Here is a 22,061-nt window from a genome sequence, read left to right as displayed (position 1 = left end):
AAAACGAATTTATTTAATTAATGACCGTATAAAGTAATTTCTGACAAAAACACAAAAAAACCACCATGTCACTAATAACATGGTGGTTCGTATTTATGTTTTTAAAACTATTTTATTTCAATTCAAATTGTGTATTAGAAATCATTCTAGGTCCTGAGAATAAATTTACTACATAATTACCTTTCATCAATTCTCCCTCTGCAGTATCTACAAGAACACAAACATCTAAAGCATCGTTTTCATAAAAAACTTTATTACGTCCACTATAAGTCAATACAGCATCATCAAAGTTTACAGAAACTTTATCTCCAATTAGATTGTTTTCTGGATTGATTACCTGAACAAATAATTCTTTGTCTCCTTTTTCCGTTAATTTATTAGGTGACAATGTAAAACAAACTCTTACTTTCTCGGCTCTACTTGATCTAGATGTAGTAGTAATTTTTCCGCTATTTCGTACTCTAACTCCTTCTGCTTTTATACCTGAAGCCTGAAGAGCCGAACCTCTTTCTACTATTTCTGCTAATTTATTATTTTGTGTTGCTAAAGAATCCGAGAAGACAATCCTTTCTGACAAAGCGGTAGAAGTACTATCTAAATCTGTTGCTAACTGAGCATTTGCAGTTGTTAAACTATCCGCCAGTTTAAATAATCTTTCGCGTTCCTTTTTTAATTTACTAACTTCTCTTCTATATCTTGCGATCAAAGCTACATTAGCATCATAATCCTTTAAACTATCAAGTAAAACAACAACACGTTGCTTTTCTTTTAATAAATGATCATCCATCACTTCATTTAGAGCAATAGCATTATCATATTTTGTAATTAATTCCCCAAGCTCACTTTCAATTAAATCCTTTTCCTGTTGCAAAATTGCTTTTTCTCTCTTTTCTTCGTTGTAAAACTTATACGTGAAGATCCCCAGAATTAATAAAAGAGCACCCAGAACACCGATTAGTATCTTAAGGGTCAAGTTATTGTTTTGAGTTGTCATAATAAATTTCTAATTTTTGATGGTTACGTTAAATAGTAAATTTAGTTAAATATAATAATTAATGTTAATTCACCTAATATGTTAAGCGACTTAGCTTATTTATTTTATCCTATATATTGTGCTGCTTGTGACAACCCCTTATATAAAAACGAAAGGATCTTATGTACTTCTTGCAGACACAAGCTCCCTTTAGGTAATTTCCATAAGGTTAACGCTAAAAAGATCGAAAAAGTATTTTATGGGCGCGCTAAAATAGAAAATGCAACCTCTTTATTGGTCTTTGAGAAGGATGGTTTAGTACAAAATTTGATTCATAATCTTAAGTATAGAGGCAGAGAAGAAATAGGAAAAGAATTAGGTATTTGGCTTGGACAAGAGCTTAATCAAACATCTGTTTATCAGTGTATTGATGCTGTTATTCCAGTGCCACTTCATCCTAAGAGATTACGAGAAAGAGGATTCAATCAGGTGGAGAAGTTTGGACAAGAAATTGCTAAAAATTTGAATGCTGAATACATTGATTTTGTTTTGAAAAAAAATTCCTACAATAAAAAACAATCAAAAAATAGTCGTCTTACACGTTGGACAAACACTTCTGAAACATTTGGAATACAAAACGAGTCTTTATTAACAAACAAACATATTTTGATTGTTGATGATATAGTAACTACAGGTGCCACTTTAGAAGCTTGCATCCAAGTTCTCAAATCAATACCTGGTATTAAAATAAGTATTGCAACTATGGCTATCACTACATAGATTTTTTGTTTGTTATAAATAGTCGTTTCTTTGTGTCTTTAAAAATTGTAACGGAGCTATGTATAAAAGATCCCACACGTTATTGCTAACTACTTTTTCTTTTTTGTTAATCGTTGGTTGTGCCAAAAAAGGTACTATAACAGGTGGAGAAAAGGATGAAATTCCTCCAAAGTTTGTGAAAGCTATTCCTCCGAACTACTCAACTAATTTTAACAAAAATGAAATTAGAATTTATTTTGATGAGTATGTAAAACTAAAGGATCCTCAAAAGCAAATTATCATATCTCCTCCAATGGACCCTAAACCAGAAATAACTCCTTTGGGAGGTGCTAGCAAGTATCTAAAAGTAAAATTTTTAGATACTTTATTAGAAAACACCACATATAGCATCAATTTTGGTCAAAGTATAGTTGACAATAACGAGGGAAATCCAAATCCTTTTTTCAAATACGTATTCTCTACCGGTGATTCTTTGGATTCACTTAGTATTAAGGGAATAGTTGATGATGCTTTAGAAAAAAAAGCAGATCCCTTTGTGACCGTAGCATTATATGAAATAAACGAACAATATTCGGATTCTTTGGTGTTTAACGAAGTTCCAAGGTATATTACAAGTACTTTGGATAGTATTAATTTTAATCTAGAAAACCTAAAAGAAGGTACATACAAATTGATAGCACTAAAAGATGCAGCTACCAATTACACGTATCAACCCAAGCAAGACAAAATTGGTTTCTATGATGAAATTATTTCACTACCTGCGGATACCGCGAAAGTCTTTAAGATAAATTTATTCGAAGAAGTTTTAGACTTTAAGGCACTTAAGCCAAAACAAGTTTCTAAAAATGAATTTGTATTTGGATATGAAGGTGAATTAGAAGCTATGAAAATTAACCTTGTAAGTAAAGCTCCTGAAAACTTTGAAACTAGAATTTTTCCGGATAAAGTTAAGGACACATTGCACTATTGGTTCAAACCTTTTTTTGAAGCTGATTCTTTACTTTTTGAAGTAACCAATACTAGAAATTTCAAAGATACTCTTGTTGCAAGATTTAAAGATCAATATAAAGACTCTATAAAACTTAGTAGTAATGTAAAAGGAAGTTTAGCTTTTAATCAAGATTTTACCCTTTTCTCCAGCACACCTATTGAATCAGTTAATGAAAAATTAATAACATTAACTGACAAAGATACTTTAAAGGTTCCATTCTCTATGGAATTGGATAAAATTAAGAATGAAGCGAAGTTCTCTTTCGAAAGAACAGAAAGCAATGCATATACAATTCAATTATTACCTGAAGCGATAAAGGATTTTATTGGCAATGTAAATGATACTATTTCCATTAATTTCAGAACGAAGAAATTAGCAGATTACGGAACTATTTTCTTTACATTAGAAAATGTAAAAGAATATCCAGTAATTATTCAAGTTACCGATGAACAAGGTAAATTTATTGATGAGAAAGTAGCGACGAAACAAGAGACTACCGTTTTCGATAATCTAGATCCAGGAAAATACAACCTACGAGTGATCTTAGACACCAATAAAAATGGAATATGGGATACTGGTAATTTTCTTAAAGGAATCCAACCAGAAAAAGTGGTATACTATCCTGAAGCAATAGAAGTACGGGCTAATTGGGAATTAAAACAAACCTTTATTTTGGAGTAATCCGAAAAGGATCTGCATCTGTCAAAAAAGGTAATTTTTTACGAGTTTTTTCGATATGAGATTTCTCTAAGGTTACATATAAAATCGCTTCCTTTTCAACTGGGTTTTCTTCTAAAATAGAATTCCCCAACACATCATAAACTGCAGAATGTCCATTATACTCATACCCTTTACCATCAAGACCTACTCGATTTACACCGATACAATAGGACATATTTTCGATAGCTCTAGCTTTTAACAAAGTATCCCAAGCATTCACCCTTGGCTTTGGCCAACTAGCCACATAAATAAGTAAGTCATAGCCCGCAGCATTTCTAGCCCAAACAGGAAATCTAAGATCATAACATATTTGTGGTTTGATTTTCCACCCTTTATACGCTATAATTACTTCTTCATTCCCTGCAGTAAACACTTCTTCTTCTTTAGCCAATGTAAATAATTGATGCTTATCATATTTCTGAATCGATCCATCAGAATCTACAAATAAAAAACGGTTAAAATAATTTTCACCATCCTTTACAATAATACTTCCCGTAATTGCACACGTTTTTTCTTTAGCTAATCTCTGAAGCCAACTTATTGTTTCTCCTTTCATAGACTCAGCAACATCAATAACATTCATTGTGAACCCAGTCGTGAACATTTCTGGCAAGACAATCAAATCTATATCCTTGTTAATCGTATTGATTTTTTGTTCAAAAATAGCTCTATTTTGTATTGGGTTTTCCCATGCCAAATGAGATTGAATCAAAGCAACATTTAAGGTAGTTTCCATAAGTTAAAAATAATGAAATCACATATCTTCAAAGAAGATTCAACTAATTATTCCTCTTCATCCTGAATTACAATATTTTCAAAATATGCAGTTTTCTTTTTTGAGGAGATTGTTATTTTATTTATTCGAGATTGTTCAATTTTATTTATATCCTTTTCTTCAATAATAAAATCTATCTGAGTAATACTTCTATTAGATACGTTTGAAAAATCGGATTCTATTTCTTGCATATCAGAAACCAAATTCAACTCAAAATCGTTACCGTTAATTAACAGATTAGCTCCTTTCCAAGTTTTAATATGAAAACTACCTAAAACAATAGTTTTTACATAATAATAACCTGCTAATTCCACAACATCCATATAGATTTCATTTAATTGTGATGTAGCAAACTGAGTACCTTCAACTTTAACAATAATGTCTTCCGTATGTGTATCAACATGTAATTTTTCCATAGCCCTGACATTACCCAACGCCGCTTGTACTTTAAGAATTGAATGCTTTAAACTCATTGTCCAGATTTATTATTCAAAAATAGCCTTTCATTTACAACAACAAGCATACTATTTCGATTTTATGAATGGTTTCATAATATCTGTTTCGGATTTGATAAAAGTAAACTAAATATGAGATTTAATAATTAAAATTTAACAGTCAAACAATCATCAATATTTGAGCTGTTTACACTCGTCATTTTTCTAGAAAATCCTTATTTTCGCAGACTTAACAGAAAGAACGATCAAATGAGCACGAAGTTTCCTGAATATAAAGGACTTGACTTGCCAAAAGTGGCAGACGATATACTAGAATTCTGGCAGCAGAATAATATTTTCGAAAAGAGTATTTCTGAGCGAGAAGGTGCGACTCCTTTTGTATTTTTTGAAGGACCACCATCTGCAAACGGATTACCAGGAATCCACCACGTTATGGCTCGTGCTATTAAAGATATTTTTTGTCGTTATAAAACTCAAAAAGGATATCTGGTAAATCGTAAAGCTGGATGGGATACTCATGGGCTTCCCGTAGAATTAGGAGTTGAAAAAGAACTTGGTATCACCAAAGAAGATATCGGTAAGAAAATCACCGTGGAAGAGTATAACGAAGCTTGTAAAAAAGCCGTGATGCGATATACGGATATTTGGAATAATCTAACTCAAAAAATAGGATATTGGGTAGATATGGAAGATCCATATATTACTTATAAGTCTAAGTATATGGAAACTGTATGGTGGTTACTTTCCGAAATCTATAAGAAAGGATTATTATACAAAGGTTATACGATACAGCCATATTCTCCTAAAGCAGGAACAGGATTAAGTTCGCACGAACTTAATCAACCAGGAACCTATCAGGATGTAACCGACACTACAGTTGTTGCTCAATTTAAAGCAAAGAAAGAAACATTACCTGCGTTCCTAACAGATGTATCAGAGGATATTTATTTCTTGGCTTGGACGACAACTCCATGGACATTACCTTCTAATACGGCATTAACTGTCGGTCCAAAAATTGATTATGTATTAGTAAAAACATTTAACCAATATACTTTTGAACCAATTAATGTAATCCTTGCTAAAAATTTAGTTGGGAAACAGTTTGGAGGCAAGTTTATCCTAGTAGAAAATGAGAAGGAAGTAGATACTTTTAAAGAAGGAGACAAAAAAATTCCATATCATATTCTTACAGAATTTAAAGGAACTGATCTTGTAGAAATTCGTTATGAGCAATTACTTGACTACGCATTACCAAACGATAATGCAGAAAATGCATTTAGAGTTATCTCCGGGGATTTTGTAACCACAGAGGATGGTACTGGAATTGTACATACTGCTCCAACTTTTGGTGCGGATGATGCTTTGGTCGCCAAACAAGCGACTCCAGAGATCCCACCTTTGCTTGTTAAAGACGATAACGACAATTTAGTCCCATTAGTCGATTTACAAGGTAAGTTCACAAAACATGTTGGTGAATTTGGTGGGAAATATGTAAAAAATGAATATTACAATGATGGTGAAGCTCCAGAAAAGTCTGTTGATGTTGAAATTGCTATCAAATTAAAAATAGAAAATAAGGCTTTCAAAGTAGAAAAATATGTTCACAGTTATCCTAACTGCTGGCGTACAGATAAACCTATATTATATTACCCATTAGATTCTTGGTTCATAAAAGTAACCGACTTTAAGGATCGCATGCACGAATTAAATTTAGGCATCAACTGGAAACCAAAAGCTACAGGAGAAGGACGCTTTGGGAATTGGTTAGCAAATGCTAACGACTGGAATTTATCCAGATCTCGTTTCTGGGGAATCCCTTTACCTATATGGAGAACGGAAGATGGTAAAGAAGAGATAATGATCGGCTCTGTAGAAGAGTTGAAAACTGAAATGCAAAAAGCGGTAGAAGCTGGTGTTCTGGAAGCAGATATTTTTGCAGATTTTGTGACTGGGGACATGAGTGAAGAAAACTATGACAAAATAGACCTTCATAAAAATGTTGTTGATAAAATCACTTTAGTTTCTCCTTCAGGGAAGGCAATGAAGCGAGAAAGTGATTTGATTGATGTATGGTTTGATTCTGGATCTATGCCATATGCACAATGGCACTATCCATTTGAAAATAAAGAAAAAGTAGAATCTGGAGAAAGAAAAGCAGACTTTATTGCAGAAGGTGTCGATCAAACTCGTGGATGGTTTTACACCTTACACGCTATTGGAACTATGATTTTTGATGATGTTGCTTACAAAAATGTAGTATCTAATGGACTTGTACTAGACAAGAATGGTCAAAAAATGTCTAAAAGACTTGGTAATGCAGTAGACCCATTCGAAACCCTTAAAGCTTACGGCCCAGATGCTACTAGATGGTATATGATTAGCAATGCTAACCCTTGGGATAATCTAAAATTTGATTTAGAAGGAATAGCTGAAGTACGCCGTAAATTTTTTGGTACTTTGTATAACACATATTCTTTTTTCACATTGTATGCAAATATTGATAATTTCTCTTACGCAGAAGCGGATATACCATTATCTGAACGCCCAGAGATTGATCGATGGATTCTAAGTGAATTACACACGCTAATAAAAAGTGTCGATGAATATTACAACGAATACGAACCTACTAAGGCTTCTAGAGCGATATCTGATTTTGTTCAGGAAAATTTAAGTAATTGGTTTGTTCGTTTAAGCAGAAGAAGATATTGGAAAGGTGATTATCAGAAAGATAAAATATCTGCATACCAAACACTATATACATGTATGGTTACCGTAGCTAAATTAGGAGCTCCAGTAGCACCATTTTTTATGGATCGTCTTTATAAAGATCTTGTTTCTAATTCAGCTCAAGAATCTTCTGAAAGTGTTCACCTATCGAATTTCCCGAAATATGATAGTTCTTTCGTAGATAAAGTTTTGGAACACAAAATGAGAAAAGCGCAATCCGTATGTTCTTTAGTACTTTCTTTACGTCAAAAAGAAAAAATTAAGGTACGTCAACCACTACAGAGAATTATGATTCCTGTATTAAATGAGGCGGACAAAGCTGAGATAAATGACATCGCTGACCTGATTAAAAGTGAAGTCAATGTTAAGGAAATAGAACTATTAGATGATGCATCTGGTATATTGGTAAAACAAATCAAACCAAATTTCAAAAATTTAGGCCCACGTTTCGGGAAAGATATGAAACTGATAGCCAATAAGATACAATCTTTTGACCAAGAAACGATTAAAATTCTTGAACAAACTGGAAGTTTTGACATAGAAATTAATGATAAAATTATTACATTAGGTACCGATGATGTAGAAATTAGCTCTCAGGATATCGAGGGTTGGTTAGTTGCAAATTCTGGATCTCTCACTGTAGCACTGGACATAACCATAACTCCAGAGCTTAAAAAAGAAGGTATCGCAAGAGAACTTGTCAATAGAATCCAAAATATCCGTAAGGATAGCGGATTAGAAGTGACTGATCGTATAGAAGTTGTAATAAAAGAAAACAAATCTATACAAGAAGCTGTAGCAACTAATGAAGCATACATCAAGAATGAAACCTTAACCGATACAATTGAATTTGCAACAGATGTAATAAATGGTACAGAAATTGCGTTTGACGACATTGCAACCCAATTGGTAATAAAAAAACAATAAGAGTATGGCAGAAGATGTAAAAGTAAGGTATAGCGACGCCGATTTAGCGATGTTTAAGGAAATCATCGTTGAAAAAATGGAGAAAGCTCAGAAGGATTTAGAATTACTTCAGAGTGCTTACAAAAACGACGGTAACAATGGTACAGATGACACCTCTCCAACATTCAAAGCTTTTGAAGAAGGAAGTGAAACTATGTCTAAAGAAGCAAACACTCAATTAGCTATTAGACAGGAAAAATTTGTACGTGATTTAAAAAATGCAATTTTACGCATCGAAAATAAAACATATGGTATCTGCCGTGTGACCGGAAAGCTAATCAATCCCGAAAGATTGAAATTAGTTCCACACGCTACACTAAGTATTGAAGCTAAGAATATGCAGAAATAAATATCAAAATATTGTAAATTTAAAGTGCTTTCCAGATCGGAAAGCACTTTTTTTTATACCCTAATGTAACCTTTTTTAAAAAATCTGGTATTACTTATAGAGACTAACCAAAAAGAGTAACATCTTGAAAAATCTAACTGACGAAGAATTAATGATTCTGGTATCTAATGACAATTTAGATATGATGAGTATCCTGTTTGATCGATACCATATAAGAATTTTTAATTTCTTATTGAAAATGACCAGAGATCGAGACATCAGTCAGGATATCACTCAAGAGGTTTTTTACAAAGCCATAAAATACAGGAAATCATATAAAAAAGGTAAGTTTTCATCCTGGATTTATACGATTGCTAGAAACATTTTTTCTGATCATTATCAAAGACAGAAAAATAAAGATCAACGATTAGACGAAATTGAATATAAAGTAGAAAGACAAGAAATCGATACTATTGAAAAAGTAGAAATTAAAGAACAGCTCAATAAAGCACTACGAGAATTAAATCCAAGTGATCGAGAGTTAGTAATCATGAACAGATACCAGGGAATCAAATATCAAGAAATTGCGGAAATAACTGGATCGACTGCAGGAGCTGTTAAAACAAAAGTACATCGAGCAATTCACAAACTAAAAGATTGCTACTTACAAAACATATAAGGCTATGAACTGTAAACAAATAGAAGAAAAACTTATAGATTATCTTGATAACAACTTAGATCAGCGAGAACATGAAACTATCACAGTTCATCTAAAAAACTGTGACAGCTGTAAAGAGTCAATACAAGAATTAAAGAACATTTTTGATGGTATAGATAGTGATTATGAAGAATTACCCAGCACAAGCCTGAAAAAAGGTTTTGAAGAAATGCTCAAGCAGGAAAAAGAGTTATTACAGGAATCAAAAGTAGTCTCACTTCATAATTCTTCAAAAAATCATTGGAAAACCGCTTTACAAATAGCAGCAACAATTGTATTAATCGTTTCCTCATATTTCTATGGAAAGCAACAAAATAACGCATCTTTCTCCAAAGAAATGGCCGTATTAGAAAAAGAAAAAGTACAGCTAAAACAAGAGGTTACTATTTCTCTAATAGAAAATGAATCAGCTAGCAAACGTTTACAGGCTGTAAACTATGCTGAAGAATTTGAGAAACCAGGTAATGAAATACTAAAAGCCCTTATTAATAAAATGTTTTATGATGACCATATCAACGTGCGACTAGCTGCAGCGGAAGCACTTGCTAAATTTTCAGATTCAGAAATGGTACGTAAATCATTTATAAATGCTCTGGAAACAGAAAAAGATCCGGGTATGCAAATTGAATTAATTCAAATATTAGTTTCTATACAGGAAAAACGCGCAGTTCCTTCTATGGAAAAATTACTTCAAAATGAAGAAACACCAAATTACGTAAAAGACCAAGTAGCTATTGGATTACCTAATTTAATTTAAAAAATTTAATCAAAAAACTTTAAAAAAGAACAGATGAAAAATATAGCAATCGCCATAGTACTTTTTATTACTATGGGAAATTTAAAAGCACAAGAAAATTACACCCAATCATTACAAGGAGTTAAAAAAGTAAAAATTAGCTCAGAATCTAGTGTATGGATTAAAGCACATAATAAAAATGAAATATCCATTGTAGGAGAAGATCGTCAACTACCAGAAAAAGCAAAAGGTCTAAAAGCAGTGTATGCAGGTGGTTCTGACAATACAGGTATTGGTGTTTTTATAAAAAGAGAAGGAGAAACACTGATTGTAAAGAACTTAAAAAACATGCACAGCAACACACTAGAATTAAACCTTCCAAAAGATATAAATATTTCTATAGCCAGAAGTAATCTAGGAGATGTAAAAATTAAAGGGTTTTCTTCAGAAATTGAAGCTTCTACAAACATAGGAGACATAACACTAAAAGACGTTACTGGGCCAGTCGTTGCCAGAACTGCTACAGGGGAAATCAATGTTATTTTCGAAAAAGTAAGCCAAAAATCTCCGATTTCTTTAATGTCCGCAGCAGGCTCTATAGATGTTAGTCTTCCATCTAACACACCAACAAACCTAGAGCTAAAAACTACAATGGGAGAAATTTTTACAGATTTTGAACTTAAATTTCCTGAAGAAAAAAAGGATATGAAAGTTGTAGGAGCTAGAAGAACAATCGAAACAAAACTTAACAAAGGTGGAGTAGAAATTAGTTTAAGATCTGCCACCGGTAATATTTATTTAAGAAAACAATAAAGAGGTCAATCATCAATCAAAAACAAGAAAATCATGAAAAATTTAGTAAATTTAATCATAATATGTTGCACTATATTCCAATTGAGTGCACAAAAAGTAGTAGAAAAAGAAATCACTCCATCTTCCAATGAAGTTCGGGTAGAATTTAAATTTGCAGAAGATATAATCATTAAAACCTGGAACAAGAAAACTGTATATCTTAAAGCAGAAGTAAGTATTAATGATGGAGAATTTGATAACTATTTTGACTTAAAAATAGACAATACCTCTTCTGTCTTAGATATCGAATCTAGTTACGGTGATTTATTCAAAAAATGGAATAAAAATAAGGGATCAAACAAAAATAATAACTGGGGTCCTTGTAATAACCTGGATATGAATGCAAATTACACATTATATATACCAGAAAACATGAGCTTACGAGTTAAAAGCATCTCAGGAAGTGTTGCTTCAGAAAACTACCAAGGAGAACTAGAAATTGATATTATAAGCGGTGATATTGATATTAAAAAATATCAGGGAGACTTAAGTCTAAAAACAATAAGCGGTACTATCGATATTCATATCGCGAAATCCAAACTAAAGGCAGAGACTGTTACAGGAATGATCTATTCTGACAAAGAATTAGAATTTGACCAAAGAAAAAACAGAGTCGTAGGAAGCAAAGTGACTGGTACTTTTGGAGATATTAAAAGTCAACTAGCACTTCAAACCGTGAGTGGCGACATTTTTATAAGAAAGCAATAATTAAAGACTCGCTCTTTAAAAAGCTAAGTTAAATTTCTAATAAAAAATCAAGTTTAAAGTATATAGTACAATCAGGAAAAAGGTTACCTTAGGAATATGAGGAAACCTTTTTTCTTTTTAATCTTTTTATTTGTATTCAAATGGGTACAATCGCAATCAAGTTTTAACAAAAGTATCGATGCCACTGATCTCACTGAGGTTTCTATAATTCTTGATAATACATTTCAAATAGAAATTACCAATACCTCCGAAAACAAAATCATTGTAACAGCAATTTCTGAGGGAGAATACCAAAACAATGTATTAATAAACGTGAAGAGAAAGGGAAATTCACTCTCTATTCTTGATGACATACAACCCTTTTCAGAAAACTACAACGATAAACTAAGTGCTCATAAAGTTATTGCTTTAAAAGTAAAAATACAATTACCTAAACATCTTAAAGTTATCATTACCTCAAGACTTGCTTCATTAAAATTAGATGCTAAAATTAAATCATTGTTTTCGGAACTTAATTCGGGAGATTGTTTTCTTAATAATTTTATAGGAGACGCTACAATCAACACATTAGCTGGATCTATTACCGTTTACACAAAAAATGCCACGATTGACGCATCTACAAAAACGGGGATTCTTTCTGCTGAAAAAATTTTTGGAGAACATCTGATTAAGTTAAAATCTATAAGTGGAGACATAAGTGTCTACAAAACAAAATAAAACACTATTTTTGTCCGTCACTGTAAGAAATAAGAGAAATTTATGTCCCTCAAGAAGTCTATTTTAGTTATAATCGTAGTTCTGCTAATTGATCAGATTTCCAAAATATATATCAAAACTAGTTTTACATTACATGAAGAAGTTCCAGTATTTAGCTGGTTTCGAATTGTGTTTGTAGAAAATAAAGGAATGGCTTGGGGATTTGAGCTTCCAGGGAATTATGGCAAACTCATACTTACCTTGTTTAGATTAGTAGCAATTACTGGTATTGGATATTGGCTATATGATTCTGTTCGCAAAAATAGCTCTAGGATTCTTACATTTTGTATCGCTCTAATTTTCGCTGGAGCTTTCGGAAACATTATAGATTCTATCTTTTATGGGATGTTCTTCAATGAAAGTACTTCTACCCAAATAGCTCAATTTCTGCCGGAAGGTGGTGGATATGAAACCATTTTTTATGGAAAAGTAGTTGATATGATTCAGTTTACGTTTTATGACGATATTTTACCAGATTGGATACCTTTTTGGGGAGGAAAACACTTCTCATTTTTTGATCCAGTATTTAACATTGCAGACTCCGCAATTAGCATTGGTGTTTTCTTACTGTTAGTTTTTAATAAAAGGGCTTTCCCAAAGAAATAAGAAGCCTCGTTATTTTAAACTAGAATCTTTTCGAAATCATTTAATTTTATAGGCTTTGTAAGATAATCCGATACTAAATCAATTGATTTCGCCTTATCTATATCTCTACTATCAATAGATGAACTTACTACATATAAGTCTATTTGCTTGTCAATCTTATCTTTGATTTTATCAAATTCTTGAAGAAATTCCCATCCATCCATAATTGGCATATTAAGATCAAGAAATATTACTTGAGGGATACTCTTATATTCATCTTCATCAATAGATGTAATAAAAAAATCTAAAGCTTCCTTACCATTCTTAAATACTATAACACTCTCTGATAATTTTTTTAATTCTAAAATCTTACTCACTAAATTAATATACATATTGTCATCATCTATGATGCAAACACTTTTAGTATTATGGGGCATGCTGGGGTGTAATTTAAAATCTTAACGCAATATAACTACTCTCTTCAATAATAATGGTTCATCAATCGTTAAAACTGTAAACATTCATTGGAGTTACACAATAATCTAATTTAATATCGGTAGCTAAAATTTCCCTAATGTCTTCTTCTGCAGTATAGAAAGAAAGTCCAATCTTAGTTGTTTCAGGATTACACTTAGACAAAAATTTATCATAGAAACCTTTGCCGTAACCTACACGATTCCCTTTTTTATCAAAAGCTAATAGCGGCACGAAAACAACGTCAATTTTAGTTTCAGGAATTGGGATTCCATCTATAGGTTCTGGAATTCCATAAGAATTTACTTTAAGAACAGTATTGTCTGTAAGCAATATATGCTCTAAAGTATTTTTTTCGAAATCACTTTTTGATACTACTATGTTTTTATCTTTTCCCTGCAGAATATGAAGTATAAATTCTGTGTTAATCTCTTTTTGTTTCTGTATAGATAAAAAAACATGATAGAAAGATTGCTCCCAAATTGGTAACTTCAATAAACCATTTGCAATATCCATACTCAGATCGTCAATATCCTCTTCATCGAGATCTGATCTCATTTTTTTGTACTTGACTCTTAACTCTTTCTTCTCCATTTTCTAAGAAACTAATTGTGTTGTGATTCTAAAAATGGCATCTCCCTTATATACTATTGGAGCTTCATTTACATTGATAATATAACCTTGATTGGTAGCTTTTACGACATGTCTCATTTTACCATATGGATCAGTAATAGTCGCAAGAGTTTCCCCTTTCTCCACAAGTTTACCGTATGGTATTTTAATATGGAGCAATCCACTATACTTAGCTCTAATCCAAAAGCTTTTTTCTACAACAATTGTATTCGAAATTGTTTCAGGGATTGGAAAAGAAGTCTCTAACATATCCAAGTGATCAAGTATTCTTATTACTCCCAGAACTCCTTCTCTCGCAATATCTCTATTGCTATTTTGAGATTTTCCTCCTTCGAATAATAAGATATCCTGTTCTTTCTTAGCACAAGTAGCTCGATACGAACCATCTAAGTTTTTAGATAATAATGTAAAAGGAGCATTAAAAATTTTTGCAAGCTTTACTAATTTTTCATTTTTACCATCAACTCTTATATGCGGCGCATTAAACCTACTAGCGCCTCCTGTATGAAAATCCAAACAAAAATCTGCCACCGGTAAAATTTCGTTTACAAATTGATATGCGAATCGACTCGCTAATGATCCACTTTTTGTTCCGGGAAATACCCTGTTTAAATCTCTCCCATCTGGAAAAAACCTATTCATACTAAGAAAACCAAAAACATTAAGAACAGGAATACAAATAACTGTTCCTTTTGCAGGTTTATTAATTTTTTTAGCTATAACCTGACGCACAACCTCTACACCATTAATCTCATCACCATGGATACCTGCTGTAATTAAAATCGTTGGTCCAATCTTTTTTGATCGCTCAATAATAATAGGGATTTCTACTTTTGTTGAAGTATATAAATTGGCAATGTTGAAATTAATTGTTTTACTTGTACCTAGTGGAATATCCTCTCCTAAAATACTTAGGATATCATTTTCTCCTTTTATTGTCATATTTTTTATACACTTCTTTCTATAAAGCGAATAATCGACTTCGCAATATCTCTTCCTGTCGCAGTTTGTATACCTTCCAGACCAGGAGAAGAGTTAACTTCTAAAATAAGAGGCCCTCTTTCACTCTGAAGCATATCCACTCCAGCTACTCCTAGTTTTAATGACTTAGCAGCTTTTATTGCTGCATTTTCTTCCTCATCTGATAATTCAATAATTTTAGCACTACCTCCTCTATGTAAATTTGATCGAAATTCACCTTCCTTTCCCTGTCTTTTCATGGCTCCAACCACCTGACCATCTACCACCAAAACTCTTATATCAGCACCCTTAGCTTCCTTAATATATTCCTGAACAATTACTCTTGCCTGTAATCCATTAAACGCTTCCAGAACTGACTCTGCAGCAGTTTTAGTTTCTGCTAACACAACTCCTAAACCTTGCGTACCTTCTAATAATTTTATTATAAGAGGCGCACCTCCTACATGTGAAATAACTTCAGAAACATCCTTAGAATAATTAGTAAAAACTGTCTTTGGCAATCCTAATCCTGCTTTTGATAATATCTGAAGACTTCTTAACTTATCTCTAGAATTAACTAATGCTTGCGATTCTACCGTAGTAAAAACGCTCATCATTTCGAACTGTCTTACTACAGCAGTTCCATAAAAAGTGATAGAAGAACCAATTCTCGGAATTACTGCATCCACATGATCTAGTTTCTTACCTTTATAATAAATTTCTGGTTTTTTTTTCTCTATAACAATATCACAGCTTAGTGGGTCTATAACTTGTACGTTATGCTTACGCTTTACTGCAGCTTGTACCAAAGCATCAGTAGAAAACAAACTCGCACTGCGAGAAAGAATTTTAATGTTCATTAGGATTTTAGATTATAAGACTGATCTTCTAACTGTGGATCTACTAAAAATTTTCCACTAAGAAATTTACGTCCAATTAATAGAGGGAAACGCATATCATCACGAGAAGACAATGTAAGTGTTATTGAATTAGTTTTATTAAACAATGTGATTTTTGTTCTAATAGCATATCTCACTTCTACCTTTCCATTACTACTTTTAACTGCAGTAATATCATAGTTTTTAAAAGTGAATTTTTTACCGTTATATTCAGGATGAGTTGGGTCCAAAAAGCGACATTCTAGAATCTGACCCACCTCTTTGATTTCTTTGCAATGTATCGAGGATGTATAAGCTCCTGTATCAATTTTTGCGTCAATATCTTGTAAAGCTAAAAGAGGAAAATCTACCTTATCTGTCCTACCAATTATTTTTTTATGATCTTTCAAAAAAATACCTTTAAAGAATATAATTACTAAAGTAATAAAAAACCAGATGTATTCTACAGCATAACACTTTTAATAGTTAAATTCATGTACTTTTTTTAACATAATAATCGTATAAAGTGTATTTAATAATTCTACTAAAGCACTAAATTTACATTTAGAATATGCAGAAACCTTCTTTAGATATACAAGTTAAAACATTACCAAACGATCCTGGTGTTTATCAGTATTATGATAAAGATGATAAATTACTATATGTAGGTAAAGCTAAAAACCTTAAAAAAAGAGTTACCTCTTATTTCACTAAGAATCACGACAACTATAAAACTAAAGTACTTGTTAAAAAAATCAACACAATAAAACATATTGTTGTCGAAACGGAAACAGATGCTTTATTACTAGAAAACAACTTAATCAAAAAGCATCAACCTAGATTTAATGTGATGCTTAAGGATGATAAAACCTATCCTTGGATATGTATCAAAAAAGAAAGGTTTCCAAGAGTTTTTCCTACTCGTAATCTTATCAAAGATGGTTCTGAATATTTTGGCCCTTATACCAATTTCAAAACAGTAAATACCTTATTAGATCTTATTAAAGGATTATACCAGCTAAGAACTTGTAATTACGACTTATCACAGCATAAAATTGATAGTGGAAAATATAAGGTATGTCTTGAATATCATTTGGGAAACTGCAAAGGTGCTTGTGAAGGATTACAAGGAGAAAAAGAATATCATCAAAACATAGAAGCAATCCGAGAAATCGTTAAAGGTAACTTTAAAGATTCTCTTAATAGGTTTCGAAAACAAATGGTTGCTCACGCCGAAAAAATGGAGTTTGAAGATGCACAAAGAATAAAAGAAAAAATTGAAGTTCTAGAAAAATATCAGGCGAAATCTACAGTGGTTAATCCTAAAATCAGTAATGTAGATGTATTTTCAATAATCTCCGATGAATCCTATGGATACGTTAATTTTCTTCAGCTTTCATATGGAGCTATTATACGATCGCACACTACAGAAATTAAAAAGAAATTAGAAGAGACTGATAAAGAATTATTAGAACTAGCAATCATAGAATTAAGACAACGATTTGGTTCAAGATCTAAAGAAATATTTGTGCCAATCAAAGTTGATGTTGGAGAAGATCTAAAAATTACAATTCCTCAATTAGGAGATAAAAAGAAAATTGTAGACTTATCCCTAAGAAATGCTAAATATTATCGCCAAGAACGATTTAAACAAATCAAAATTATTGATCCCGATAGGCATATAAAGCGATTGATGGCTCAGATGAAAAAGGATCTTAGATTACCTGAAGAGCCAAAACATATAGAGTGTTTTGATAACTCTAATATTCAGGGAACAAATCCCGTAGCGGCCTGTGTAGTCTTCAAAAATGGAAAACCAAGCAAAAAAGAATATCGAAAATTCAATATCAAAACAGTTGAAGGAGCAAATGATTTTGCATCTATGGAAGAAGTTGTTTATCGCAGATATAAACGACTGTTAGACGAAGAACAACCATTACCACAATTAATAATAGTAGATGGGGGAAAGGGTCAACTATCTTCTGGATTAAAAGCTTTAGACGACCTTAACCTAAGAGGGAAAATCACCATCATAGGGATAGCTAAAAGATTAGAAGAAATCTATTATCCCGGAGATTCTATACCTTTATACTTAGATAAAAAATCAGAATCTTTAAAAATCATACAACATCTTAGAAATGAAGCGCACCGTTTTGGAATCACATTTCATAGACAAAAAAGAAGTAAAGCCGCATTAGACACAGAACTAGATTCTATTCCTGGGATTGGGGAAAAAACCGTCGTAGAACTATTAAAACATTTTAGGTCTGTCAAAAGAATTAGCGAAGCAACAAAAAAACAACTAGAAGAAGTCGTTGGAAATTCTCGTGCTACCAAAGTGTATAATTACTATCTTTCTAAAAAAGAATAAACCTCCTATGCAATTTACCTCTAACAAAGTTTTAAAATTTATATTACTGGTTGTGGTACTTTTTGCTTTTAAAACTACGTGGTCTCAAGATCAAGGTATTCAAGAAGATCAAGATGTTAAGGTTGGATTAGTACTAAGTGGTGGTGGCGCTAAAGGATTGGCTCATATAGGTGCTTTAAAAATCATCGAAGAAGCTGGTATTAGAATAGATTATATTGGCGGGACAAGTATGGGAGCAATTATAGGCTCTCTATATGCTTCAGGATATACCGCAAGAGAATTAGACTCTATCTTCAGAGCTGTTGATTTTAATGTACTTATACAAGATGATTTGCCAAGAAAAGCGAAAACTTTTTATGAGCGAGAAGATTCAGAAAAATATGCATTGACATTACCATTTGATGATTTTAAGGTAGGATTGCCACAAGGGTTGTCAAAAGGACAGAACTTTTTTAATGAATTTGCTCGTTTAACCTCTCACGTTCATGAAATTAATGATTTCAGCAAACTTCCTATTCCATTTTTCTGTATGTCTACCAATGTTGCAACTGGAGAGCAGGTTTTATTAGATAAAGGATATTTACCAGAAGCTGTTTCTGCTAGCGGTGCCTTACCATCCATTTTTAGTCCAATTGAATTAAATGGGATTCTCATGACTGATGGTGGTGTTGCTAATAATTACCCGATCAAAGAAATCAGAAAAAAAGGAGCAGAAATAGTTATTGGAATAGATGTTCAGGATAGTTTAATCCCTAGAGATCAGCTTAACTCTGTCACAAATATCATGTTACAGATTAGCAATTTTAGAACTATAAATGACATGAAATCTAAAAAGCCCGAAACTGATGTATATATTAAACCATCTATTTCGGATTTTTCATTGATCTCTTTTGATCAAGCTGATAAAATCATAGCAAATGGGGAAAAAGCAGCTTTTGCCAATTATGAAAAACTAAGAGAGATAAAAAGACTTCAAAAAGCTTCTATCCCAAGAACAAAAATCCCAAAAAATTCAGATACACTTCTCATTAATAGCTTAGTCATTTCAGGAAATGATAGATATACAAGGTCATACATCAAAGGAAAACTAAAACTAAAACTAAAAAACCCAAAAACCACCACTTATAAGAAATTATACGAAGGGATCAACAACTTATCTGCCACAGGTAATTTTGATAGAGTAAGCCATCGATTAATTGATAAAAAAGATGGAAAAGAACTAGTTCTTAATGTAAAAGAATCAAAAAATACAATGTTATTACGTTTTGCACTTCATTATGATGATCTATATAAAACCGCAGCTTTAGTAAATTTCACCAAAAAAAGTTTACTTTTTAATAACGATGTTTTATCATTTGACGTGGCTCTGGGCGACAACATCAGATACAATTTTGACTATTACATTGATAAAGGATTTTATTGGAGTATTGGTCTAAAAAACAGCCTTAATCGTTTTAATAGAAACGTAGAGTATGAATTAGTAAGAGAAGATTTTAATTTACCGAACATCGAAGTCAATAAAATCAATTTAGATTATTTAGATTTTAAGACTCAATTCTACGCAGAAACATTACTAAACCAAACTTTTTCTCTAGGACTTGGTGCAGAATATCGAAGATTCCGCCTTATTTCAGAAACTATTGGCGAAGATGAAGATCAGCTACCAAGAGTTGTTTTTGATAATAGTAACTACTGGAGTGCTTTATCGTACTTAAAGTTTGACAGCTATAACAATAAATATTTCCCTTCTTCTGGGTTTTTCTTCGATGGTAATATTAATTATTATCTATTTGATGACAATCCAAATAGTACTAACAGTAATTTTGTTATTGCAAAAGCGGATTTTGGATACGCCTTTAATATTTTCAAAAATGCTTCTATCAATCTTGAATTAAGCGCTGGTAATAGATGGGAAGAACAAAATGTTAGAAGTTTAAACTTCTTTGTGGGTGGTTTTGGTGCAAAAATGATCAACAATAATATCCCTTTTTATGGATATGATTTTTTGAGTATTGTAGGTGATAGCTTCGCAAAATCTGCGGTTACTTTAGATTATGAAGTATTCCCAAAAAATCATATTAATGTAACAGCGAATTATGCTAATGTTGGCACAAAAATTTTTGATAATGGAGGTTGGTTAGAATCACCCGAATATTCTGGATATGCTTTGGGGTATGGCTTGGAAACTTTTGCTGGACCAGTACAGGTAAAATATTCATATTCTCCTGAACAAAAAGAAGGAGAATGGTATTTTAGTATCGGTTTTTGGTTTTAATAAATTTTATAATCTAAAAGATGGAAATATTTACGATATTTGTATTGTTATGAGCTTGTATTGGCACGACTTATTATTGCTATTACACTACCTTATTAAGCGAAATCCGGAATAAGGCAGCGGTTTACTATTGCATTACTTTTTTTTTCAAAACTAATAGTTAACACCATAATCTTAAGAAATCATGCCTTTTTATCATTCTTTGGGTAAAATACCTCCTAAACGCCATACTATTTTCAGAAAACCTGATGGCAATCTATTCTATGAACAATTATTCGGAACCATAGGTTTTGATGGAATGTCCACGAACCTTTATCATTATCAGAGACCTACACAAGTAAAGGAAATCAAAGGAAGCTATAATGTTGCACCCGAAATTGCAATTAAAAACAACATTAAATCATATCGACTACACGGATTTAACGTTAAACCCGAAAAAGATTATTTAAATAGCAGGAAAAATGTGCTTACTAATAGTGATGTGAGTATTATTTTATCAGCTCCTCAGGAATCTACTTCAGAGTATTTTTATAAAAATACAGATGCTGATGAATTAATTTTTGTGCATCGAGGAAGCGGTAAATTTAGAAGCCATTTAGGTAATTTAGACTTTAAATATGGAGATTATATTATAATCCCACGTGGAACTATCTATAAATTAGATTTTGACACAACAGAAAATCGTTTGTTCATTGTAGAATCCAGAAGACCAATCTATACACCTAAAAGATATAGAAACTGGTTTGGTCAATTATTAGAACATTCTCCATTTTGCGAACGAGATCTAAGAGCTCCGTATGAATTGGAAAGCAATGATGAAAAAGGAGACTTTCTAATCAAAGTAAAAAAACAAGATGAAATCTTTGATATGATTTACGCTTCACACCCATTTGATGTTGTAGGCTATGATGGATTCAATTTTCCATACGCATTTTCGATTCATGATTTCGAACCTATTACCGGAAGAGTTCACCAACCACCACCAGTACACCAAACTTTTGAAACAGATGCATTCGTAGTTTGTTCATTTGTACCAAGATTATATGATTACCATCCAGAAAGTATTCCTGCTCCATATAACCATAGTAATATTGATAGTGATGAAGTATTATATTATGTAGACGGTGATTTTATGAGTAGAAATGATATTGATGCAGGTCATATCTCTTTGCATCCAGCTGGAATTCCTCACGGTCCACATCCCGGTGCTGCAGAAAGAAGTATTGGAAAAACAAAAACAGACGAACTAGCTGTAATGGTTGATACTTTTAAACCTCTTATGGTGACGAAAGAAGCGATGAAAATAGCAGATGAAGATTATCACAAATCCTGGTTAGAATAACAGGTTTTATAAAAATAAGTTCATGTTGAATTACAGAAAAGATATTTCGGCACATCTT

At 32.2% G+C, this 22,061-nt stretch carries 21 protein-coding genes; 13 read left to right on the top strand and 8 right to left on the bottom strand.

Translation table 11 applies throughout. The annotated features are described in order from the left end of the window. Window positions 1–112: 112 nt before the first annotated feature. Complete coding sequence (locus BMY33_RS06610) at window positions 113–994, bottom strand: hypothetical protein (protein WP_244542991.1); 882 nt, start codon at window positions 992–994, stop codon at window positions 113–115. Window positions 995–1,072: 78 nt separating this feature from the next. On the opposite strand from BMY33_RS06610, the gene BMY33_RS06605 reads away from it, so the two are divergent. Then, window positions 1,073–1,753, top strand: a complete 681-nt coding sequence (locus tag BMY33_RS06605) for a ComF family protein (RefSeq protein ID WP_091406861.1) — start codon at window positions 1,073–1,075, stop codon at window positions 1,751–1,753. Window positions 1,754–1,811: 58 nt separating this feature from the next. After that, window positions 1,812–3,425, top strand: coding sequence for an Ig-like domain-containing protein (locus BMY33_RS06600; RefSeq protein WP_091406859.1), 1,614 nt, complete (start codon window positions 1,812–1,814; stop codon window positions 3,423–3,425). Here BMY33_RS06600 and BMY33_RS06595 read toward each other — a convergent pair. Both BMY33_RS06595 and BMY33_RS06590 read right to left on the bottom strand, forming a co-directional pair. Then, window positions 3,412–4,200, bottom strand: a complete 789-nt coding sequence (locus BMY33_RS06595; protein ID WP_091406858.1) for an amidohydrolase — start codon at window positions 4,198–4,200, stop codon at window positions 3,412–3,414. The two genes, BMY33_RS06600 and BMY33_RS06595, sit on opposite strands and share 14 nt — an antisense overlap. Window positions 4,201–4,247: 47 nt before the next feature. Further along, the gene (locus BMY33_RS06590) at window positions 4,248–4,712 is read right to left on the bottom strand and encodes a hypothetical protein (RefSeq protein ID WP_091406856.1); all 465 of its coding nucleotides are present in this window, start codon (window positions 4,710–4,712) and stop codon (window positions 4,248–4,250) included. Window positions 4,713–4,943: 231 nt separating this feature from the next. On the opposite strand from BMY33_RS06590, the gene ileS reads away from it, so the two are divergent. The 8 genes from ileS to BMY33_RS06550 all read left to right on the top strand — a co-directional run bounded on the left by ileS (window position 4,944) and on the right by BMY33_RS06550 (window position 13,091). Next, window positions 4,944–8,348 (top strand): isoleucine--tRNA ligase, encoded by a 3,405-nt coding sequence (gene ileS / locus BMY33_RS06585; RefSeq protein ID WP_091406854.1) that lies wholly within the window; start codon window positions 4,944–4,946, stop codon window positions 8,346–8,348. A gap of 4 nt (window positions 8,349–8,352) precedes the next feature. Beyond that, a complete protein-coding gene (locus tag BMY33_RS06580; RefSeq protein ID WP_091406853.1) occupies window positions 8,353–8,736 on the top strand; it encodes a TraR/DksA family transcriptional regulator in 384 nt (127 codons plus the stop codon). A 124-nt stretch (window positions 8,737–8,860) separates the two neighbouring features. Continuing rightward, entirely contained in the window at window positions 8,861–9,394 is a 534-nt protein-coding gene (locus BMY33_RS06575; RefSeq protein WP_091406851.1) for an RNA polymerase sigma factor, read from the top strand. A 4-nt stretch (window positions 9,395–9,398) separates the two neighbouring features. Further along, window positions 9,399–10,190 carry a HEAT repeat domain-containing protein gene (locus tag BMY33_RS06570; protein WP_091406850.1) on the top strand — a complete coding sequence of 264 codons (792 nt, stop codon included), beginning with the start codon at window positions 9,399–9,401 and terminating at the stop codon, window positions 10,188–10,190. A 33-nt stretch (window positions 10,191–10,223) separates the two neighbouring features. Continuing rightward, a complete protein-coding gene (locus tag BMY33_RS06565; RefSeq protein WP_091406848.1) occupies window positions 10,224–10,982 on the top strand; it encodes a DUF4097 family beta strand repeat-containing protein in 759 nt (252 codons plus the stop codon). A 33-nt stretch (window positions 10,983–11,015) separates the two neighbouring features. Beyond that, the gene (locus BMY33_RS06560) at window positions 11,016–11,729 is read left to right on the top strand and encodes a DUF4097 family beta strand repeat-containing protein (RefSeq protein ID WP_091406841.1); all 714 of its coding nucleotides are present in this window, start codon (window positions 11,016–11,018) and stop codon (window positions 11,727–11,729) included. 96 nt (window positions 11,730–11,825) lie between these two features. Further along, a complete protein-coding gene (locus tag BMY33_RS06555) occupies window positions 11,826–12,446 on the top strand; it encodes a hypothetical protein (protein WP_091406839.1) in 621 nt (206 codons plus the stop codon). 42 nt (window positions 12,447–12,488) lie between these two features. After that, entirely contained in the window at window positions 12,489–13,091 is a 603-nt protein-coding gene (locus tag BMY33_RS06550; RefSeq protein WP_091406837.1) for a lipoprotein signal peptidase, read from the top strand. A 14-nt stretch (window positions 13,092–13,105) separates the two neighbouring features. On the opposite strand, the gene BMY33_RS06545 is transcribed toward BMY33_RS06550, so the two are convergent. From BMY33_RS06545 to BMY33_RS06525, 5 genes are all read right to left on the bottom strand, one after another. Next, entirely contained in the window at window positions 13,106–13,507 is a 402-nt protein-coding gene (locus tag BMY33_RS06545) for a response regulator (RefSeq protein WP_091406834.1), read from the bottom strand. A 61-nt stretch (window positions 13,508–13,568) separates the two neighbouring features. Continuing rightward, complete coding sequence (locus BMY33_RS06540) at window positions 13,569–14,138, bottom strand: 5-formyltetrahydrofolate cyclo-ligase (RefSeq protein ID WP_091406832.1); 570 nt, start codon at window positions 14,136–14,138, stop codon at window positions 13,569–13,571. A gap of 3 nt (window positions 14,139–14,141) precedes the next feature. Then, window positions 14,142–15,119: a succinylglutamate desuccinylase/aspartoacylase family protein gene (locus BMY33_RS06535; RefSeq protein ID WP_091406830.1), complete on the bottom strand. Its 978-nt coding sequence runs from the start codon at window positions 15,117–15,119 to the stop codon at window positions 14,142–14,144. A 5-nt stretch (window positions 15,120–15,124) separates the two neighbouring features. After that, complete coding sequence (gene rimK / locus BMY33_RS06530; RefSeq protein WP_091406828.1) at window positions 15,125–15,997, bottom strand: 30S ribosomal protein S6--L-glutamate ligase; 873 nt, start codon at window positions 15,995–15,997, stop codon at window positions 15,125–15,127. Further along, window positions 15,997–16,425 carry an ATP-dependent zinc protease family protein gene (locus BMY33_RS06525; RefSeq protein ID WP_091406826.1) on the bottom strand — a complete coding sequence of 143 codons (429 nt, stop codon included), beginning with the start codon at window positions 16,423–16,425 and terminating at the stop codon, window positions 15,997–15,999. Before BMY33_RS06525 ends, rimK begins: the two co-directional genes overlap by 1 nt. Window positions 16,426–16,586: 161 nt before the next feature. On the opposite strand from BMY33_RS06525, the gene uvrC reads away from it, so the two are divergent. The 3 genes from uvrC (at window position 16,587) to BMY33_RS06510 (ending at window position 22,003) form a co-directional block, all read left to right on the top strand. Beyond that, window positions 16,587–18,386, top strand: a complete 1,800-nt coding sequence (gene uvrC / locus BMY33_RS06520) for an excinuclease ABC subunit UvrC (RefSeq protein WP_091406824.1) — start codon at window positions 16,587–16,589, stop codon at window positions 18,384–18,386. 7 nt (window positions 18,387–18,393) lie between these two features. Further along, the gene (locus tag BMY33_RS06515) at window positions 18,394–20,661 is read left to right on the top strand and encodes a patatin-like phospholipase family protein (RefSeq protein ID WP_091407219.1); all 2,268 of its coding nucleotides are present in this window, start codon (window positions 18,394–18,396) and stop codon (window positions 20,659–20,661) included. Window positions 20,662–20,845: 184 nt separating this feature from the next. Then, entirely contained in the window at window positions 20,846–22,003 is a 1,158-nt protein-coding gene (locus tag BMY33_RS06510; protein ID WP_091406822.1) for a homogentisate 1,2-dioxygenase, read from the top strand. Window positions 22,004–22,061 lie beyond the last annotated feature (58 nt).

The sequence above is a fragment of the Aquimarina amphilecti genome (assembly GCF_900109375.1).
In the GTDB taxonomy this organism is placed as follows: domain Bacteria; phylum Bacteroidota; class Bacteroidia; order Flavobacteriales; family Flavobacteriaceae; genus Aquimarina; species Aquimarina amphilecti.
The sequence above is the reverse complement of the archived record's forward strand: the minus strand, read 5'-3'. Positions and strand labels throughout refer to the sequence as shown.

Excerpts from the sequence above, each read along its gene's own strand:
- BMY33_RS06600 (WP_091406859.1), top strand. The coding sequence starts at position 1,812 with ATGTATAAAAGATCCCACACGTTATTGCTAACTACTTTTTCTTTTTTG.
- BMY33_RS06565 (WP_091406848.1), top strand. The coding sequence starts at position 10,224 with ATGAAAAATATAGCAATCGCCATAGTACTTTTTATTACTATGGGAAAT.
- BMY33_RS06590 (WP_091406856.1), bottom strand. The coding sequence starts at position 4,712 with ATGAGTTTAAAGCATTCAATTCTTAAAGTACAAGCGGCGTTGGGTAAT.
- BMY33_RS06580 (WP_091406853.1), top strand. The coding sequence starts at position 8,353 with ATGGCAGAAGATGTAAAAGTAAGGTATAGCGACGCCGATTTAGCGATG.
- BMY33_RS06550 (WP_091406837.1), top strand. The coding sequence starts at position 12,489 with ATGTCCCTCAAGAAGTCTATTTTAGTTATAATCGTAGTTCTGCTAATT.
- BMY33_RS06570 (WP_091406850.1), top strand. The coding sequence starts at position 9,399 with ATGAACTGTAAACAAATAGAAGAAAAACTTATAGATTATCTTGATAAC.
- BMY33_RS06545 (WP_091406834.1), bottom strand. The coding sequence starts at position 13,507 with ATGCCCCATAATACTAAAAGTGTTTGCATCATAGATGATGACAATATG.
- ileS (WP_091406854.1), top strand. The coding sequence starts at position 4,944 with ATGAGCACGAAGTTTCCTGAATATAAAGGACTTGACTTGCCAAAAGTG.
- BMY33_RS06515 (WP_091407219.1), top strand. The coding sequence starts at position 18,394 with ATGCAATTTACCTCTAACAAAGTTTTAAAATTTATATTACTGGTTGTG.
- BMY33_RS06540 (WP_091406832.1), bottom strand. The coding sequence starts at position 14,138 with ATGGAGAAGAAAGAGTTAAGAGTCAAGTACAAAAAAATGAGATCAGAT.
- BMY33_RS06555 (WP_091406839.1), top strand. The coding sequence starts at position 11,826 with ATGAGGAAACCTTTTTTCTTTTTAATCTTTTTATTTGTATTCAAATGG.
- rimK (WP_091406828.1), bottom strand. The coding sequence starts at position 15,997 with ATGAACATTAAAATTCTTTCTCGCAGTGCGAGTTTGTTTTCTACTGAT.
- BMY33_RS06535 (WP_091406830.1), bottom strand. The coding sequence starts at position 15,119 with ATGACAATAAAAGGAGAAAATGATATCCTAAGTATTTTAGGAGAGGAT.
- BMY33_RS06510 (WP_091406822.1), top strand. The coding sequence starts at position 20,846 with ATGCCTTTTTATCATTCTTTGGGTAAAATACCTCCTAAACGCCATACT.
- uvrC (WP_091406824.1), top strand. The coding sequence starts at position 16,587 with ATGCAGAAACCTTCTTTAGATATACAAGTTAAAACATTACCAAACGAT.
- BMY33_RS06605 (WP_091406861.1), top strand. The coding sequence starts at position 1,073 with ATGTTAAGCGACTTAGCTTATTTATTTTATCCTATATATTGTGCTGCT.
- BMY33_RS06595 (WP_091406858.1), bottom strand. The coding sequence starts at position 4,200 with ATGGAAACTACCTTAAATGTTGCTTTGATTCAATCTCATTTGGCATGG.
- BMY33_RS06560 (WP_091406841.1), top strand. The coding sequence starts at position 11,016 with ATGAAAAATTTAGTAAATTTAATCATAATATGTTGCACTATATTCCAA.
- BMY33_RS06610 (WP_244542991.1), bottom strand. The coding sequence starts at position 994 with ATGACAACTCAAAACAATAACTTGACCCTTAAGATACTAATCGGTGTT.